The sequence below is a fragment of the Streptomyces sp. P9-A2 genome, from assembly GCF_036634175.1.
In the GTDB taxonomy this organism is placed as follows: Bacteria; Actinomycetota; Actinomycetes; order Streptomycetales; family Streptomycetaceae; genus Streptomyces; species Streptomyces pratens.
In genome coordinates, this window is record NZ_JAZIFX010000001.1 from 1,099,975 (window position 1) to 1,118,190 (window position 18,216).

Sequence of the window (18,216 nt, forward strand, 5' to 3'; positions counted from 1 at the left end):
AGGGTCAGTAGCCCCGCTGGCTCGCGTAGAAGACCAGCCGGTACTTGCCGATCTGCACCTCGTCACCGTTCGAAAGACCGACCTGGTCGATCCGCTCACGGTTGACGTACGTACCGTTCAGGCTGCCCACGTCGGCCACTGTGAACGAACCGTCCTGGCTGCGGCGGAACTCCACGTGCCGACGGGAGACCGTCACGTCGTCCAGGAAGATATCGCTCTGCGGGTGGCGTCCGGCCGTGGTCAGATCACCGTCCAGCAGAAAGCGGCTGCCCGAGTTCGGACCGCGGCGCACGACCAGAAGCGCGGAACCCATCGGCAGCGCGTCGACGGCCGCCTGCGCTTCCGGGGACAGCGCCGGCACCTGCGTCTGGCCGGTGACCTCGGCGTCGTACGCCTCGAGACCGGAGATGGAGATGGTGGACGTCGTCTCGGAGGGACGCTCCGGGACGGCTCCGGGCCTGAGTGGAGCTCCACAGTTCGAACAGAAACGGCTGTTCTCCGCGTTGCGGTTACCGCACCTCGTACACACCAAGGCCGACATGGACGGATCCTCCTGCCCACCGGGGGCCTGGGACGCGTACGGGGCGGAGAACCCTCCACCCGTACCTGAGGTTGACGGTTGCCCGAAACCTATGCCGCTCGACTGCGCAGGGTCAACCGGCGGCGCGCCCTGACCTCCCGCAACGTCCTCGCCCGGACCGCCGACCTGATCCCGGTACAGCGGACGCGACGCCTCTGCGTCGGGCTGCGCGCGATGGCGAGCGGTCGCATTGTCGCGGCCTTCTCGCGCGCTCTTGCCGAACAACTTCCCAAACAACTTCACGGGCGATTCCCCTTGACCGAAACAGACCCGCCCGTGGGGCAGGACGAACCCTGACTGAACACACTGGCCGACCCGGACATCCTCACAACGTCCGTATCCACCAGACAGTTTCCACCACGCACCACCCATTCGGTGCGCCGACCCCCCGCAACCTCTTGCCCTCGCCGGTCGCCCTCCATCCACCCCCGGTTCACTGCGAGGACGACCGAGCGTAGTCAGGCTGCTTCGCCGGTCGCAAGGCATCCACGACGATCTCGGCCGACCGCTCCACCGAGGCGGTGGCCTGTTCCTTCTCGAGAGTCTGCACCACTCCTCCAGGGATGTTGAGCGCCGGCTCGAGGTCCTGCGGCTTGCCGATGACCTTGAAACGATAGGGAGCAGTGATCTTGTTCCCGTCGACGCTCACTCCGTCGCCGGAATCCGACAGGTAGGTGCCCGCCACGACCCGTACGCCGTTCACCTGAATGGCCTCGGCGCCGGCCGCACGCAGCTCCTGGACCGCATCGAGCAGCATGTTCGACTCGACCATCCCCTTCGGGTCCTCGATGACCAACGTGATACCGGGGCCCTGTGCAGCCACCGTGCCTGCCAGAATCCCGAGTTGGCGTTCCCTCTCGAGCGTCTGCCGGCGGGCCTCCTCTGCCTGGTCCGAGCTGTTCTCGAGCTCGTCACGCTGCTCCTCGAGTCCTTGCTTCTCATCCTCAAGACGTTCTGTGCGGTCGTCGAGTTCATCGAGGATTCGGACCAGATCCTCCTGGCGTGCGCCGCGCAGGGCGCTGTCGCCCTCGCTGTTCGAGGCCACCTGGACGGCCAGGCCGAATCCCAGGCCGAACAGCAGGAGAGCGACGATGAGCTGGGCCCGGGTGATCCGTGGCGGCCACAGGCCTTTCACCAGCCGCTGCCGTCCTGACAGATCAGATCCCGGCCGTTCCGGTGGCGCCGCCTCCTCCGTGGAGGCGCTCGCAAGTACCTCCTCGGGCAGTTCCTTCCGGAAGCCGCCACCGGCTGCCGCGGCGGGACGCTGTGCGGCGGCAGGGGGCGGTGCCGAGGCGGGCCGGGGCCGGGACGCCTGGTGGGCTCCGGGGGCCGTGTGCGGTCCGGTCGGCGGCTCGGGCGTTGTCATGCCGTCCTGACGGGGGTGCTTGTGCTCGTGCTCGTGGTCCTGATCGCTCATCGGTCTCACGCCCGGAACACGTGCCGGCGGATCGCCGCGGCATTGGAGAAGATCCGGATACCGAGAACGACCACCACGCCCGTGGACAGCTGGGCACCCACGCCCAGCTCATCGCCTAGGAAGACGATCAGCGCGGCAACGACCACATTGGACAGGAACGACACCACGAAGACCTTGTCGTCGAAGATGCCGTCGAGCATGGCCCGCAACCCGCCGAAGACGGCGTCGAGGGCCGCCACGACGGCGATCGGCAGGTACGGTTCGACGACCGCCGGAACCTCGGGCCGGACCAACAGTCCGGCCACGACTCCCACGACGAGGCCCAGTACGGCGATCACTATGTGCCTTTCTCAGGTGCAGTCTCGGTTATCGGTTGAGCAGTTCGGACGATCACGCTCGGTGCGGCGGGCAGCCGGAGGTCGTCCTCCACCGAAAGAGCGGTACGGATGTCGTAGCTCTCCTGCAGGGCATGCAGATACAGCCCGTCCGAGCTGTTCTGGAACCGGCTGCTCAACTGCCGGCCGTCCCCCACGGCGAAGACCGTGTACGGCGGCACCAGCGGCCTGTTGTCGACCAGTATCGCGTCCCCGGCGGCCCTGATCGCCGAAAGGGCGGTCAGCCGCTGCCCGTTGATGGAGATCGCCTCGGCGCCGGACTCCCACAGGCCGTTGACCACGCGCTGCATGTCCCGGTCGCGGACCCGCCCGGTGTCGGAGAACCCAGTGGTCGAACGAGCGTCGCCGTCCCCGCCGGTGCTCGTTTCCTTGGCATCGTTCACCACGAGCTTCACGCCGGGGCCGTGCACCGCGACAGCACCGGCCAGGACGCCCACCAGATCGGTGCGGTCGTTCTGGCCGCCGCGTCTGAGCGCCTCGCGCTGCCGCGCGCTCACATCGGCGCGGAGGGCCTCGATGCCGTCCTCGAGTTCGTCCGCCGCCTCGGTTTCCCGGTCGATCCTGTCGATCAGTTCCTCGCGCTCCTTGGCGACGACGGGAGCCTCCACTCTGGCCTGCGCGGCTCCGACGGTCACCACCAGGGCCGCGAGCACCAGACCGCCGGCGAGCCCCAGTTTCGCCCTGAGGGTCTTCGGCATGCCTCCACCGCCGTCGGCCTGCTTTCGCGCGGCCGCCTCGGCATATCCCTCGTCGAGGCTGTGGTCCATCACGTTGGTGATCAACGACATGGACGCGTCCGGACGCGGTGGCCGCTGTGGGGTGCTCCGAACGGGAGGTTGCTGCGGCATGCCGCACATCGTCGCATGCCGTGGGCACTACCTCCGAACGGGCCTGTGTGCGCGCCGGACAGGCCCCGTCGGGGGCACTTGTCCGGGCACGCGCGCAGGCCCGTTCGTCGGACGGTTCCGACTTACGACCTCACCCGCGATGGGGAGTGGATCGGCGAGCGGCGTCCTGCGGCTTCGCCTCCGGCGTTGTCGTCGGGCGCGATGGCTCCGCCATCACTCCCTCCTCCGCCTTGGATCCGAAGCCGCAGGGCGTCGGGAGCCCGCCCCCTATCGCGGGTGAGGTCGTTAGGGTCTGCCGGAGAACAACATGCGGGTGGGCGGCGCGCTGACCTGCGACATCAAGTCCAGAAACCCACAAGTTGTTTCTCTGCACGCCCTTACCGTCCGGCGCTGTCCACCACCACTGCCCACTCGTCGAGCAGAGCCTGGGCAGAGGCGTCGTCGGGGCCCTCGGCCCACAGGTGGGTGACCGCCTCGGCCGGGTCGGGCAGCACCATCACCCAGCGGCCGTCGGCTTCCACCACACGCACCCCGTCAGTGGTGTCCACGAAGCGGTCACCGGCCTCTTCGACGACCCGCCGCATCACAAGCCCCTTGACCGCCCACGGGGTCGCCAGGTCACGCTTGATCACGTGTGCACGCGGGATACGCGCATCGATCTGGCTGAGCGTGAGCTGCGTCCTGGCCACCAGACCGATGAGCCGGACAAAAGCCGCGGTGCCGTCGTAGACCCTGCTGAACTCCGGAACGATGAAACCGCCCTTGCCGTCACCGCCGAAGATCGTGCCCTCCTCACCACCCACGCGGGTGAGGTCGTCGGGCGAGGTGGTCGTCCACTCCACCTGGGTGCCGTGGTAGGCCGCCACCTGCTCGGCGATCCTGGTGGTGGTCACGGGAAGCGCAACTCGGCCGCTGCGCCGCTCGGCCGCGATGAGGTCGAGCAGGACGAGCAGTGCCCTGTCGTCCTCGATGATCTTCCCCTTCTCGTCGACGAGGGAGAGCCTCTCGCCGACCGGGTCGAACCGCACACCGAACGCGGCACCGGAGGATGCCACCATCTCGCCGAGCCGCACCAGTCCCGACCGCCGGACATCTGCCGTCTCGGTCGGCCTGGACTCGTTGAGCCCCGGGTTGATGGTCAGTGAGTCCACTCCGAGCTTGCCGAGCAGACTCGGCAGCACGAGCCCCGCGCTGCCGTTGGAGGCGTCCACGACCACTTTCAGCCCGGACTCCGCGATTCCCGTGATGTCGACGTTCCGCAACAGCGAGCCGGTGTACGAGTCGAAGACGCTCGCCGGGAAGTGCAGATCACCGATCTCGCCCGGGAACGCGCGCCGGTACTCCTGCCGCGCGAACACCCGGTCCAGTTTGCGCTGGCTGCCCTGCGAGAGGTCGGCGCCCTGCTCGTCGAAGAACATGATGTCGACGGAGTCCGGCACCCCGAGAGTGGTCCGGATCATGATGCCGCCCGCACTGCCCCGTGCGGTCTGCTGCCGGGCCACGGGCAGCGGTACGTTCTCCAGGTCCCGCACGTCGATGGCGCTGGCCTGCAACGCGGAGATGACAGCACGCTTCAGGGCACGGGCACCGCGGGAGTGGTCCCGGGCGGTGGTGACCGTCGACCCCTTCTTCAGCGTCGTCGCATAGGCGCCGGCCAGCCGAACGGCGAGTTCAGGCGTGATCTCGACGTTCAGGATTCCCGACACCCCACGGGCGCCAAAAAGGTGCGCCTGTCCTCTGGACTCCCAGATGACCGAGGTATTGACGAACGCGCCGGCCTCGATCGTCTTGAACGGGTAGACCCGTACATTGCCCTGGACAATGGACTCTTCACCGATCAGGCACTCGTCACCGATGACGGCGCCGTCCTCGATCCGCGCCGCGCGCATGACGTCGGTGTTCCTGCCGAGGACACAGCCCCTCAGGTTACTGTGCGGCCCGACGTACACATTGTCATGGACGACGGCCTTGTGCAGGAAGGCCCCGCTCTTCACCACGACGTTGGACCCCACGACCGTGTGCTCACGTATCTCGGCGCCGGCTTCGACCTTGGCGTAGTCGCCGATGTAGAGCGGTCCGCGCAGTACGGCGTCGGGATGCACTTCGGCGCCCTCCGCGACCCATACGCCCGGAGAGATCTCGAAGCCGTCGATGTCGACGTCGACCTTGCGCTCCAGGACATCGGCCTGAGCCTTCACATAGCTCTCGTGCGTGCCGACGTCCTCCCAGTAGCCCTCGGCGATGAAGCCGTAGACGGGCTTGCCTTCCTTCATCAGCTGCGGGAAGACGTCCCCGGACCAGTCGACGGGCACGTCGGCCTCGACATAGTCGAAGACCTCCGGCTCCATGACGTAGATACCGGTGTTCACCGTGTCGGAGAAGACCTGTCCCCAGGTCGGCTTCTCCAGGAAGCGCTCGACCTTGCCTTCCTCGTCCACGATGGTGATACCGAATTCCAGCGGATTGGGCACCCGGGTCAGACAGACCGTGACCAGCGCACCCTTCTCCTTGTGGAAGTTGATCAGCTCGGTCAGGTCGAAATCCGTCAGCGCATCGCCAGAGATGACGAGGAAGGTGTCATCCTTCAACGCCTCCTCGGCGTTCTTGACGCTCCCTGCGGTACCGAGTGGCTTCTCCTCATTGGCATAGGTGAGCTCCATTCCGAGCTCTTCGCCGTCACCGAAATAGTTCTTGACGAGCGACGCCAGGAACTGGACAGTCACAACGGTTTCATTGAGCCCATGCCTTTTGAGCAACCGCAGGACATGCTCCATGATCGGCTGGTTGGCCACCGGCAGGAGCGGCTTGGGCATGCTTGAGGTCATAGGGCGAAGGCGTGTGCCTTCGCCTCCGGCCATCACGACGGCCTTCATGTCGGAAGCGTCCTCCTCCAAGAGACGACGGTCTAGCCGACTTCACCTGCCAAGATTGTCCCGCACTTTTCCACCGCGGGCCATCGCGCGACGTTGCGCGTGCCAATCAGCGAGTTCAGCCGGCCATGGCGTCCGCACGAACCAGGCGGCGGACCTGCACCACGTAGAGGACTCCTGCCCACCAATAGAGGGTTGTACCCCATCCAGCGAACGCCCATCCGAAAATAGCAGCGAGTGACGAGATCCAGCCACTACCGTCACTGAGCAGGAGCAATGGAAAGGCGTACATCAGGTTGAAGGTGGCTGCCTTCCCAAGGAAGTTCACCTGCGGTGGCGGATAACCATGACGCCGGAGGATGCCCACCATCACCAGGAGGAGCAACTCACGGGCCAGTAGTACGGCCGTCAACCAAAGCGGAAGAATCTCGCGCCAGGTGAGACCGACCAGGGTCGAAAGGATGTAGAGCCGGTCCGCCGCTGGATCGAGGAGCCGGCCGAGGCTGCTGACCTGGTTCCATCGCCGCGCGAGCTTGCCGTCCAGATAATCACTGACACCGCTCAGAGCGAGCACCAGGAGAGCCCAGCCGTCACTCTTCGGGCCGCCGAACTCCGGCCGGAGGATCAGCCACAGGAAGAGGGGCACGCCGAGAAGTCGCGCCATGCTGAGGATGTTCGGGATGGTGAGGACACGGTCCGTCTGGACGCGAGTCTCCTGGACCTCCACCCGGGGACCTCCTGTGGGAAATGTGTTGATGATTTTCACTGAGCCTACCTCAAAGCAAAAAAGCTCTGGCTCTTGGGCTGCGTGCCCAAGAGCCAGAGCTCTAAAAGGAGTTCGGCGGCGTCCTACTCTCCCACAGGGTCCCCCCTGCAGTACCATCGGCGCAATAAGGCTTAGCTTCCGGGTTCGGAATGTAACCGGGCGTTTCCCCTACGCTATGACCACCGAAACACTATGAAACAGACAACAACCGCACCACGCCAAGTACGTGGGGTCGTTCGTGGTTTCAGAACCAACACAGTGGACGCGAGCAACTGAGGACAAGCCCTCGGCCTATTAGTACCGGTCAACTCCACACGTTACCGTGCTTCCATATCCGGCCTATCAACCCAGTCGTCTACTGGGAGCCTTACCCCATCAAGTGGGTGGGAGTCCTCATCTCGAAGCAGGCTTCCCGCTTAGATGCTTTCAGCGGTTATCCCTCCCGAACGTAGCCAACCAGCCATGCCCTTGGCAGGACAACTGGCACACCAGAGGTTCGTCCGTCCCGGTCCTCTCGTACTAGGGACAGCCCTTCTCAAGACTCCTGCGCGCGCAGCGGATAGGGACCGAACTGTCTCACGACGTTCTAAACCCAGCTCGCGTACCGCTTTAATGGGCGAACAGCCCAACCCTTGGGACCGACTCCAGCCCCAGGATGCGACGAGCCGACATCGAGGTGCCAAACCATCCCGTCGATATGGACTCTTGGGGAAGATCAGCCTGTTATCCCCGGGGTACCTTTTATCCGTTGAGCGACGGCGCTTCCACAAGCCACCGCCGGATCACTAGTCCCGACTTTCGTCCCTGCTCGACCCGTCGGTCTCACAGTCAAGCTCCCTTGTGCACTTACACTCAACACCTGATTACCAACCAGGCTGAGGGAACCTTTGGGCGCCTCCGTTACTCTTTAGGAGGCAACCGCCCCAGTTAAACTACCCATCAGACACTGTCCCTGATCCGGATCACGGACCCAGGTTAGACATCCAGCACGACCAGACTGGTATTTCAACGACGACTCCCCCACCACTGGCGTGATGGGTTCACAGTCTCCCAGCTATCCTACACAAGCCGAACCGAACACCAATATCAAACTGTAGTAAAGGTCCCGGGGTCTTTCCGTCCTGCTGCGCGAAACGAGCATCTTTACTCGTAGTGCAATTTCACCGGGCCTATGGTTGAGACAGTCGAGAAGTCGTTACGCCATTCGTGCAGGTCGGAACTTACCCGACAAGGAATTTCGCTACCTTAGGATGGTTATAGTTACCACCGCCGTTTACTGGCGCTTAAGTTCTCAGCCTCGCCACCCCGAAGAGTGACTAACCGGTCCCCTTAACGTTCCAGCACCGGGCAGGCGTCAGTCCGTATACATCGCCTTACGGCTTCGCACGGACCTGTGTTTTTAGTAAACAGTCGCTTCTCGCTGGTCTCTGCGGCCACACCCAGCTCACCGAGTAAATCGGATCACCGGACATGGCCCCCCTTCTCCCGAAGTTACGGGGGCATTTTGCCGAGTTCCTTAACCATAGTTCACCCGAACGCCTCGGTATTCTCTACCTGACTACCTGAGTCGGTTTAGGGTACGGGCCGCCATGAAACTCGCTAGAGGCTTTTCTCGACAGCATAGGATCATCCACTTCGCCACAATCGGCTCGGCATCGGGTCTCACCCCCATGTCATCCGGATTTACCTGGATGACGGGCTACACCCTTACCCCGGGACTACCACCGCCCGGGCTGGACTACCTTCCTGCGTCACCCCATCACTCACCTACTACAAGTCTGGTCCGCCGGCTCCACCACTTTCCTTTCCCCGAAGGGTCCGGAACGGCTTCACGGGCTTAGCATCGCCTGATTCAATGTTTGACGCTTCACAGCGGGTACCGGAATATCAACCGGTTATCCATCGACTACGCCTGTCGGCCTCGCCTTAGGTCCCGACTTACCCTGGGCAGATCAGCTTGACCCAGGAACCCTTAGTCAATCGGCGCACACGTTTCTCACGTGTGTATCGCTACTCATGCCTGCATTCTCACTCGTCAACCGTCCACCACTGCCTTCCGGCGCGGCTTCACCCGGCAGACGACGCTCCCCTACCCATCACAGCGGGCGTTGGCCCTATAGCTGCAATGACACGACTTCGGCGGTACGCTTGAGCCCCGCTACATTGTCGGCGCGGAATCACTAGACCAGTGAGCTATTACGCACTCTTTCAAGGGTGGCTGCTTCTAAGCCAACCTCCTGGTTGTCTGTGCGACTCCACATCCTTTTCCACTTAGCGTACGCTTGGGGGCCTTAGTCGATGCTCTGGGCTGTTTCCCTCTCGACCATGGAGCTTATCCCCCACAGTCTCACTGCCGCGCTCTCACTTACCGGCATTCGGAGTTTGGCTAAGGTCAGTAACCCGGTAGGGCCCATCGCCTATCCAGTGCTCTACCTCCGGCAAGAAACACGCGACGCTGCACCTAAATGCATTTCGGGGAGAACCAGCTATCACGGAGTTTGATTGGCCTTTCACCCCTAACCACAGGTCATCCCCCAGGTTTTCAACCCTGGTGGGTTCGGTCCTCCACGAAGTCTTACCTCCGCTTCAACCTGCCCATGGCTAGATCACTCCGCTTCGGGTCTTGAGCATGCTACTGAGACGCCCTGTTCGGACTCGCTTTCGCTACGGCTTCCCCACCCGGGTTAACCTCGCAACACACCGCAAACTCGCAGGCTCATTCTTCAAAAGGCACGCAGTCACGAGAATGAGGCAAGCCTCATTCCGACGCTCCCACGGCTTGTAGGCACACGGTTTCAGGTACTATTTCACTCCGCTCCCGCGGTACTTTTCACCATTCCCTCACGGTACTATCCGCTATCGGTCACCAGGGAATATTTAGGCTTGGCGGGTGGTCCCGCCGGATTCACACGGGATTTCTCGGGCCCCGTGCTACTTGGGTGTCTCTCAAACGAGCCGTTGACGTTTCGGCTACGGGGGTCTTACCCTCTGCGCCGGACCTTTCGCATGTCCTTCGCCTACATCAACGGTTTCTGACTCGTCTCATGGCCGGCAGACCATGAAAGAGAGATCCCACAACCCCGTAGGCGCAACCCCTGCCGGGTCTTGCACGCCTACGGTTTGGCCTCATCCGGTTTCGCTCGCCACTACTCCCGGAATCACGGTTGTTTTCTCTTCCTGCGGGTACTGAGATGTTTCACTTCCCCGCGTTCCCTCCGCATACCCTATGTGTTCAGGTATGGGTGACAGCCCATGACGACTGCCGGGTTTCCCCATTCGGACACCCCCGGATCAAAGTCTGGTTGACGACTCCCCGGGGACTATCGTGGCCTCCCACGTCCTTCATCGGTTCCTGGTGCCAAGGCATCCACCGTGCGCCCTTAAAAACTTGGCCACAGATGCTCGCGTCCACTGTGCAGTTCTCAAACAACGACCGACCACCCGTCACACACCGCTTGCGCGGTGCTGTACCGGGGTCGGCATCGAGGAGCGGGCCTTGCGGCCGTGCCCTCAGACACCCAACAGCGTGCCCGGCACCCCCTGGCGTCTCCTCCGCCGTTCCACGCCCCGAAGGGGCAGTACTGGAAGGAGAAGACGAGCGGGAGTGCCGAAATAATCAACGTTCCACCCATGAGCTGACCACCGCCGGACGGATGCCGGCGTAGTGGCTCTGGCCGCCTTGCGGCAGCTAGATGCTCCTTAGAAAGGAGGTGATCCAGCCGCACCTTCCGGTACGGCTACCTTGTTACGACTTCGTCCCAATCGCCAGTCCCACCTTCGACGGCTCCCTCCCCGCAAGGGGGTTGGGCCACCGGCTTCGGGTGTTACCGACTTTCGTGACGTGACGGGCGGTGTGTACAAGGCCCGGGAACGTATTCACCGCAGCAATGCTGATCTGCGATTACTAGCAACTCCGACTTCATGGGGTCGAGTTGCAGACCCCAATCCGAACTGAGACCGGCTTTTTGAGATTCGCTCCACCTTGCGGTATCGCAGCTCATTGTACCGGCCATTGTAGCACGTGTGCAGCCCAAGACATAAGGGGCATGATGACTTGACGTCGTCCCCACCTTCCTCCGAGTTGACCCCGGCGGTCTTCTGTGAGTCCCCATCACCCCCGAAGGGGCATGCTGGCAACACAGAACAAGGGTTGCGCTCGTTGCGGGACTTAACCCAACATCTCACGACACGAGCTGACGACAGCCATGCACCACCTGTACACCGACCACAAGGGGGCGCCTGTCTCCAGACGTTTCCGGTGTATGTCAAGCCTTGGTAAGGTTCTTCGCGTTGCGTCGAATTAAGCCACATGCTCCGCTGCTTGTGCGGGCCCCCGTCAATTCCTTTGAGTTTTAGCCTTGCGGCCGTACTCCCCAGGCGGGGAACTTAATGCGTTAGCTGCGGCACCGACGACGTGGAATGTCGCCAACACCTAGTTCCCACCGTTTACGGCGTGGACTACCAGGGTATCTAATCCTGTTCGCTCCCCACGCTTTCGCTCCTCAGCGTCAGTATCGGCCCAGAGATCCGCCTTCGCCACCGGTGTTCCTCCTGATATCTGCGCATTTCACCGCTACACCAGGAATTCCGATCTCCCCTACCGAACTCTAGCCTGCCCGTATCGACTGCAGACCCGGGGTTAAGCCCCGGGCTTTCACAACCGACGCGACAAGCCGCCTACGAGCTCTTTACGCCCAATAATTCCGGACAACGCTCGCGCCCTACGTATTACCGCGGCTGCTGGCACGTAGTTAGCCGGCGCTTCTTCTGCAGGTACCGTCACTTTCGCTTCTTCCCTGCTGAAAGAGGTTTACAACCCGAAGGCCGTCATCCCTCACGCGGCGTCGCTGCATCAGGCTTTCGCCCATTGTGCAATATTCCCCACTGCTGCCTCCCGTAGGAGTCTGGGCCGTGTCTCAGTCCCAGTGTGGCCGGTCGCCCTCTCAGGCCGGCTACCCGTCGTCGCCTTGGTGAGCCGTTACCTCACCAACAAGCTGATAGGCCGCGGGCTCATCCCTCACCGCCGGAGCTTTCAACCCCCGTCCATGCGGACGCGGGTATTATCCGGTATTAGACCCCGTTTCCAGGGCTTGTCCCGAAGTGAGGGGCAGATTGCCCACGTGTTACTCACCCGTTCGCCACTAATCCACCCCGAGGGGCTTCATCGTTCGACTTGCATGTGTTAAGCACGCCGCCAGCGTTCGTCCTGAGCCAGGATCAAACTCTCCGTGAATGCTTTCCCGTGATCGGGAAGGACACGCACGAGAGCGGAACGGTCGGGCGGAATAGGCCCGGCCGTTCACAGCGTCCTCGCTGTGTTTTTTTCAAAGGAACCTCGCCCCGGCCGTGGGCCGGGAACGGGGTATCAACATAATCTGGCGTTGATTTTTGGCACGCTGTTGAGTTCTCAAGGAACGGACGCTTCCTTTGTACTCACCCTCTCAGGCTTTCCTCCGGGCGCTTCCCTTCGGTCTTGCGTTTCCGACTCTATCAGATCTTTGTGATCCGGTTTCCTCGGGGTTTCGCCTTCCGGGTTTCCGCTTTTCGCGTTTCCCTTTCCGGCGGCTCCGACTTTATCAGTATTTCCCCTGCTCCCTGACCACCGTTCTGCGAGCATGCAGAAGTGGACCCGGGATAGGATCTGACAAGTTGGATTTGCTGCGGGACAGTGACGCAAGATCGCGTCGTCCAGCCCCAGGCAGGTCCCCGACTGTACATGGAGCCACGGAGTAGGCGCAAATCAATAGGAAGAAGTGGTCTAGACCTATAGCCGGTCCTCTCGTGCGGAACCGGTACTACCTATGACATACGCTGCATCTCAGTGCGCCGTCCGAGACCGACAGTGACGGGCCCCTATCGATCTCCACCCCCGGAGGCTTCCCATGACCACCGTGACATCCCCGCTCGCAGGACGGGCGATCGGACTCGGCTCCGTGCCCGATCCCGTCTTCTCCGGGGCCATGGTCGGCCCGGGTGTGGCGATCGACCCCATACGGGAGCCCTCCACGGCTGTCTCCCCCGTCGACGGTGTCGTCGTCTCTCTGCACCCGCACGCGTTCGTCGTGGTCGACGAGAGCGGTCACGGCGTACTCACCCATCTCGGCATCGACACCGTGCAGCTCAACGGTGACGGCTTCGAACTGCTCGTCAACAAGGGTGACACCGTGACCCGCGGTCAGGGTGTCGTGCGCTGGGACCCTGCCGCGGTCGAGGCCTCCGGCAAGTCCCCGGTGTGCCCGGTCGTGGCCTTGGACGCCACAGTGGAGGCGCTCTCCGAACTGCGTGACGAGGGTGAGGTCAAGGCCGGCGACTCCCTCTTCCTCTGGAAGTGACGCCGGTGCCGTCGCCCGACGGCAAGCAGGGCAACCCACACAGCGGCGGACACCGCCGCGCTATCGGAGACAGGTGAGATGGAGACAACGCTGCAAGGCGTCGGTGTAAGCCATGGTGTGGCGATCGGCGAGGTTCGGCATATGGGAACGGCGGTACTCGAGCCGCCGTCCAGGCAGATACCGGCTGAGGAGACGGAGCGTGAACAGGGGCGCGCCCGCAAGGCCGTGGAGGCGGTGGCGGCCGATCTGACAGCGCGCGGCACCCTGGCGGGCGGCGAAGCCCAGGCGGTACTCGAGGCTCAAGCCATGATGGCCCAGGATCCCGAGCTGATGACGGACGTGGAACGTCGTATCGCCGAGAGCAGCACTGCCGAGCGTGCCGTGTACGACGCGTTCGCCGCGTACCGCGAGCTGCTGGCCGCTGCCGGTGAGTATCTGGCGGGCCGCGTGGCCGACCTCGACGACGTACGGAACCGCATTGTCGCCCGGCTGCTCGGGGTTCCGATGCCGGGTGTCCCGGACAGCGACGAACCCTATGTCCTCGTGGCCCGTGATCTCGCACCGGCGGACACGGCCCTGCTGGACCCGACCCTGGTGCTCGGTTTCGTGACCGAGGAGGGAGGGCCCACCAGTCACAGCGCGATCCTGGCCCGGGCGCTCGGTGTGCCGGCTGTGGTGGCCCTGCCCGGTGCCGGTGAGCTCGCCGAAGGAACACTGATCGCCGTCGACGGCAGCACCGGTGAGATCTTCGTGAACCCGAGCGAGGAGAAGAAGGCGCAGCTCGAGGCCGCGGCGGCCGAGCACCGGGCGGCGCTGAGCACGTCGACCGGGCCCGGTACGACCGCCGACGGTCACACCGTGCCGTTGCTGGCGAACATCGGCGGTCCGGCGGATGTGCCGGCCGCGGTCGAGGCGGGCGCGGAGGGTGTCGGTCTCTTCCGTACCGAGTTCCTCTTCCTGGACGACAGCAAGAACGCTCCCTCCGAGGAGAAGCAGGTCGCGGCCTACCGTCAGGTGCTCGAGGCGTTCCCCGAAGGCCGTGTGGTCGTACGGGTGCTGGACGCGGGCGCGGACAAGCCGCTGGACTTCCTCACCCCGGCGGACGAGCCGAACCCGGCACTGGGTGTGCGCGGTCTCCGGTCTCTGCTCGACCACCCCGAGGTACTGCGTACCCAGCTGTCGGCGCTGGTCAAGGCATCGGAAGGGCTGTCCGTCCACCTTGAGGTGATGGCCCCGATGGTGGCGGACCGGGCCGATGCCAAGGCCTTCGCCGACGCGTGCCGTGAGGCGGGTCTGCACGCGAAGTTCGGTGCGATGGTCGAGATTCCGTCGGCCGCACTGCGGGCGCGCTCGATCCTGCAGGAGGTGGAGTTCCTGTCGCTGGGGACGAACGACCTCGCGCAGTACACGTTCGCCGCGGACCGTCAGGTGGGTGCGGTTTCCCGGCTGCAGGATCCGTGGCAGCCCGCGCTGCTCGACCTGGTGGCACTGTCGGCGGAGGCGGCGAAGGCCGAGGGCAAGAGCTGTGGTGTCTGCGGTGAGGCCGCGTCCGACCCGTTGCTCGCTCCGGTGCTGACCGGTCTGGGTGTCACCTCCCTCTCCATGGGTGCGGCGTCCATTCCCTACGTGCGGGCGGCGCTGGCGAAGTTCACTCTGGCGCAGTGCGAGCGGGCCGCGGCGGCGGCCCGTGCGACGGACAGCGCCGAGGAGGCCCGTAGGGCCGCTCAGGCAGTGCTGTCGGGCGAGTAGCAGGGCACGTAGGACACCGGCGGTGGGCGGGCTGATAACTGCCGCCGCGTTCCCGGAGGGGCGCTCCACTCGAGGGGCGCCCCTTCCTGGTTGCCGCTCTCCGTTTCCGTCTCCGTTCTGCGTTCCCCTTTCCGTTCGGGGTTCAGTGCTGGTGGGTCGGGTCCGGGCGCTCCCCGAGGTCGGGCGGCTCGCAGTAGTCGACGTTGGACTCGGGCGGGATGAGATCTCCCGATTCGACGTCGGTGCAGTAGGCGTCGAAGACCTCCCCGGCGGTGAGGGGCTCGAGACCGTGGGAGCGCAACCGCCAGCCGTGGATGCGGTCGGGGGTTTCGGGGGCGGTGGTCCGCATGACGAGCCCGCCCGGACTGTCGGTGGCGAGGCCTACGGCCAGCACCGTGGTGAATTCGAGGAGCTCGGCGTCGTCCAGTTCCAGGCGTCCGCCGTTGTCGTCGGCGTGGAGGACGGCGATCAGGGTCTCGGGTGGCCCGGAGACGCTGCAGACGAGGTGCCGGTTCCCGGGGCCCGCCGTGTCGAGGATGCGGACGATCAGCCGGGAGGTGCGGGTGAAGGCCTCGCGGCCCAGGTCTTCGCCGCACGTGGGGCAGGCGCCGAGACGGGCGAGGAGCATGGTTGCGTACTCCCAGGTCGCCCGGCGGACGCCCTCGTCGACGAGGGCGGGCAGAAGGTCGGTCAGTGGCTGCCCCTCATAGGGGACGGTGGCTCCGGTGGCCGCGAGTTCGGCCGTGAAGCGGGTGCGGCCGGCGTGACTGTCCGGGTCGAGGCCGCGTTGTGCGCAGAACTCCGCGTACTCCTCGGGGTCGAAGAGGGCCAGTGTGGTGTGGCTGCCCTGCAGGGCACGTGTCCTGAGGACGGCTTCCACGTGTTCGAGATATGTGCCGTGGTCGTCGAAGACGAAGCTTCGGTAATGACGCATGGCACGGAAGTCGTGCTCGTCGGTCAGCAGCCCGATGGTGCCCGCGATCTCACGGCGCAGAACGCGTCGCATGGTTCGGTGGTCGGTGTACGTCATGTCTCCCCCTGCGCAGTCGATCAATGCTCACTCACGGTAACCGGGGGCACTGACAACGGCGTCCGGGTCCGGCGGCTGCGGACCGGGCGGGGTGAGGTCAGCCGCGGTTGCGGGCCAGGTCCTCGTAGAACGTGAGCAGATCCAGATTGTCGACGGAGCCGGCGTTGACCGCCTTCTCCAGTGGTGTGCCCTGGAGAAGGCGCTTGACCGGGACCTCGATGCGTTTGCCGGTCAGGGTGTGCGGGACGCCGGGCACCTCGATGATCTCGTCGGGGACGTGGCGTGGGGACAGTTCCTCTCGGATGGTCCGCTGGATACGGCCCTTCAGCCCCTCGTCGAGCACGGCGCCCGGTGTCAGGTGGACGAACAGGGGCATCCAGTAGCCGCCGTCAGGCTGTTCGATGCCGATGACGAGGGATTCCTTGATCTCGGGAAGGCGCTCGACGGCCTCGTAGATGTCCGCCGATCCCATGCGGACGCCCTGGCGGTTGAGCGTGGAGTCGGAGCGGCCGTGAATGACGACGGAGCCCCGGGAGGTGAGGGTGATCCAGTCGCCGTGCCGCCAGACGCCGGGGTAGGTGTCGAAGTAGCTGTCGTGGTAACGGCTGCCATCGGGGTCGTTCCAGAAGCGGATCGGCATGGACGGCATGGGATTGGTGACCACGAGCTCGCCGACCTCGTCGGTCAAGGGTTTGCCGCTCGGGTCCCAGGACTGCAGGTCCGTGCCTAGGCAGGGTGCCTGCAGCTCGCCGACATGGACGGGGAGGGTGGGTACGGCGCCGGCAAAGCAGGAACACACATCCGTACCGCCGCTGACAGAAGCGATCCACAGGTCGTCGCGCACCTCGTCGTGCAGCCAGCGGAAGCCGTCGGGGGGCAGAGGGGAGCCGGTGGTGGCGACGCACTGCACCGCTGAGAGGTCGAAGTCGCGCGAGGGGTGCACGTCCGCCTTGCGACAGGCCATGACGTATGCGGCGGAGGTGCCGTAGAGGGTGGCGCCGGTGCGTTCGGCGATCCGCCACTGGGCACCTGTGTCCGGATAGCCGGGGCTGCCGTCGTACAGGACGATCGTCGTTCCGGTGAGCAGGCCGGAGACGAGGAAGTTCCACATCATCCAGCCGGTCGACGTGTACCAGAAGAAGCGGTCCTCCGGGCCCAGGTCGCAGTGGAGTCCGAGCTGCTTGAGGTGTTCGACCAGGATGCCGCCCTGGGACTGGACGATCGCCTTCGGCAGTCCGGTGGTGCCGGAGGAGTAGAGCACCCACAGGGGGTGCTCGAAGGGCACCTGCTCGAAGACCGGTTCGGTGTCCGCGGAGGTGAGGGCCTGCCAGTCGAGTGCCCCGTCCGGGGCGTCGGTGCCGAGCAGGGGGATGTGCACGACGGCGCGCAGGGTGGGCAGTTCACGGCGCAGTTCGGCGACGACGTCGCGGCGGTCGTGCTCCTTGCCGCCGTAGCGGTAACCGTCGACGGTGAACAGGACGACCGGTTCGACCTGCTGGAAGCGGTCGAGCACACTACGGGCGCCGAAGTCGGGCGCGCAGGAGGTCCACACGCCGCCCACGGCCGCGGTGGCCAGGAACGCGACGACGGCCTGCGGGACGTTGGGCAGGTAGCCGCTGACGCGGTCGCCGGGGCGTACCCCGAGGGCGCGCAGCTCGGCTGCCAGGGAGCCGACCTGGCGGCGCAGCTCGGCCCAGGTGACGGGCCTCGGGTCGTGGGTCTCGTCGACGTGCAGGAGCGCCGGCTCGTCCGCGCGGGTCGCGGCGGCACGCAGGGCGTGCTCGGCGTAGTTGAGGGTGCCACCGGGGAACCACTGGGCGCCGGGCATCGAACGGTCGCCCAGCACGCGCGCGTAGGGGGTCGAGAAGCGGACGTCGAACCACTGCGTGACGGCCTTCCAGAAGGCTTCCGGCTCGTCCACGGACCAGCGGTGCAGCTCCGCGTAGCCGCCCTCCGCGGGGGCGCCGTGGTGCTCGGCCGCCCACGCGTGGAACGTGGTGATCCGGGCACGCGCGATGCGTTCCGGATCTGGCTGCCAAAGCGGCTGGGGGTTCACGGTCGACATGGGCGGCTCCCGGACTGTGCGCGTCGTGTGCGTCCTGCGCGCACGGGCTGGGGTGTGCGCGTGACGCGGCTGACAGGGACGATGCCACGTGATCGTCTTCCGTACCAGGGCGCAACCCACATAGTCCCGGTCGTGAAGATGTGGTCCGATCATGGGTGAACGGC

Annotated in this window: 10 protein-coding genes and 3 rRNA genes; 2 read left to right on the plus strand and 11 right to left on the minus strand. The window is 64.9% G+C overall.

The annotated features are described in order from the left end of the window. Positions 1 to 4: 4 nt before the first annotated feature. The 9 genes from V4Y04_RS04950 to V4Y04_RS04990 all read right to left on the minus strand — a co-directional run bounded on the left by V4Y04_RS04950 (position 5) and on the right by V4Y04_RS04990 (position 12,109). Positions 5 to 952 (minus strand): FHA domain-containing protein, encoded by a 948-nt coding sequence (locus V4Y04_RS04950; protein WP_332426079.1) that lies wholly within the window; start codon positions 950 to 952, stop codon positions 5 to 7. A 61-nt stretch (positions 953 to 1,013) separates the two neighbouring features. After that, positions 1,014 to 1,946: a DUF881 domain-containing protein gene (locus V4Y04_RS04955; protein ID WP_332432712.1), complete on the minus strand. Its 933-nt coding sequence runs from the start codon at positions 1,944 to 1,946 to the stop codon at positions 1,014 to 1,016. A gap of 56 nt (positions 1,947 to 2,002) precedes the next feature. After that, the gene (locus V4Y04_RS04960) at positions 2,003 to 2,335 is read right to left on the minus strand and encodes a small basic family protein (protein ID WP_030808725.1); all 333 of its coding nucleotides are present in this window, start codon (positions 2,333 to 2,335) and stop codon (positions 2,003 to 2,005) included. After that, a complete protein-coding gene (locus tag V4Y04_RS04965) occupies positions 2,335 to 3,249 on the minus strand; it encodes a DUF881 domain-containing protein (RefSeq protein WP_332426080.1) in 915 nt (304 codons plus the stop codon). The genes V4Y04_RS04960 and V4Y04_RS04965 overlap by 1 nt, the downstream gene beginning before the upstream one ends. Positions 3,250 to 3,617: 368 nt before the next feature. Next, a complete protein-coding gene (locus V4Y04_RS04970; RefSeq protein WP_332426081.1) occupies positions 3,618 to 6,113 on the minus strand; it encodes a mannose-1-phosphate guanyltransferase in 2,496 nt (831 codons plus the stop codon). A 115-nt stretch (positions 6,114 to 6,228) separates the two neighbouring features. Beyond that, a complete protein-coding gene (locus tag V4Y04_RS04975; RefSeq protein WP_332426082.1) occupies positions 6,229 to 6,837 on the minus strand; it encodes a CDP-alcohol phosphatidyltransferase family protein in 609 nt (202 codons plus the stop codon). 109 nt (positions 6,838 to 6,946) lie between these two features. Continuing rightward, positions 6,947 to 7,063: ribosomal RNA gene (gene rrf, locus V4Y04_RS04980) — 5S ribosomal RNA — on the minus strand. Positions 7,064 to 7,150: 87 nt separating this feature from the next. Then, a 23S ribosomal RNA gene (locus V4Y04_RS04985) occupies positions 7,151 to 10,270 on the minus strand. Between the two features lie 309 nt (positions 10,271 to 10,579). After that, positions 10,580 to 12,109: ribosomal RNA gene (locus V4Y04_RS04990) — 16S ribosomal RNA — on the minus strand. The 16S, 23S and 5S rRNA genes sit together here, the layout of an rRNA operon. A gap of 649 nt (positions 12,110 to 12,758) precedes the next feature. Between V4Y04_RS04990 and V4Y04_RS04995 the strand changes: the two genes are divergently transcribed. Both V4Y04_RS04995 and ptsP read left to right on the plus strand, forming a co-directional pair. Further along, the gene (locus V4Y04_RS04995; protein ID WP_332426083.1) at positions 12,759 to 13,208 is read left to right on the plus strand and encodes a PTS sugar transporter subunit IIA; all 450 of its coding nucleotides are present in this window, start codon (positions 12,759 to 12,761) and stop codon (positions 13,206 to 13,208) included. 78 nt (positions 13,209 to 13,286) lie between these two features. Beyond that, entirely contained in the window at positions 13,287 to 14,957 is a 1,671-nt protein-coding gene (gene ptsP, locus V4Y04_RS05000) for a phosphoenolpyruvate--protein phosphotransferase (RefSeq protein ID WP_332426084.1), read from the plus strand. 142 nt (positions 14,958 to 15,099) lie between these two features. On the opposite strand, the gene V4Y04_RS05005 is transcribed toward ptsP, so the two are convergent. Together V4Y04_RS05005 and V4Y04_RS05010 are read right to left on the minus strand one after the other, a co-directional pair. Next, positions 15,100 to 15,987: a hypothetical protein gene (locus V4Y04_RS05005; protein ID WP_332426085.1), complete on the minus strand. Its 888-nt coding sequence runs from the start codon at positions 15,985 to 15,987 to the stop codon at positions 15,100 to 15,102. 97 nt (positions 15,988 to 16,084) lie between these two features. Beyond that, positions 16,085 to 18,052, minus strand: a complete 1,968-nt coding sequence (locus tag V4Y04_RS05010) for an acetoacetate--CoA ligase (protein WP_332426086.1) — start codon at positions 18,050 to 18,052, stop codon at positions 16,085 to 16,087. Between the last annotated feature and the right edge of the window lie 164 nt (positions 18,053 to 18,216).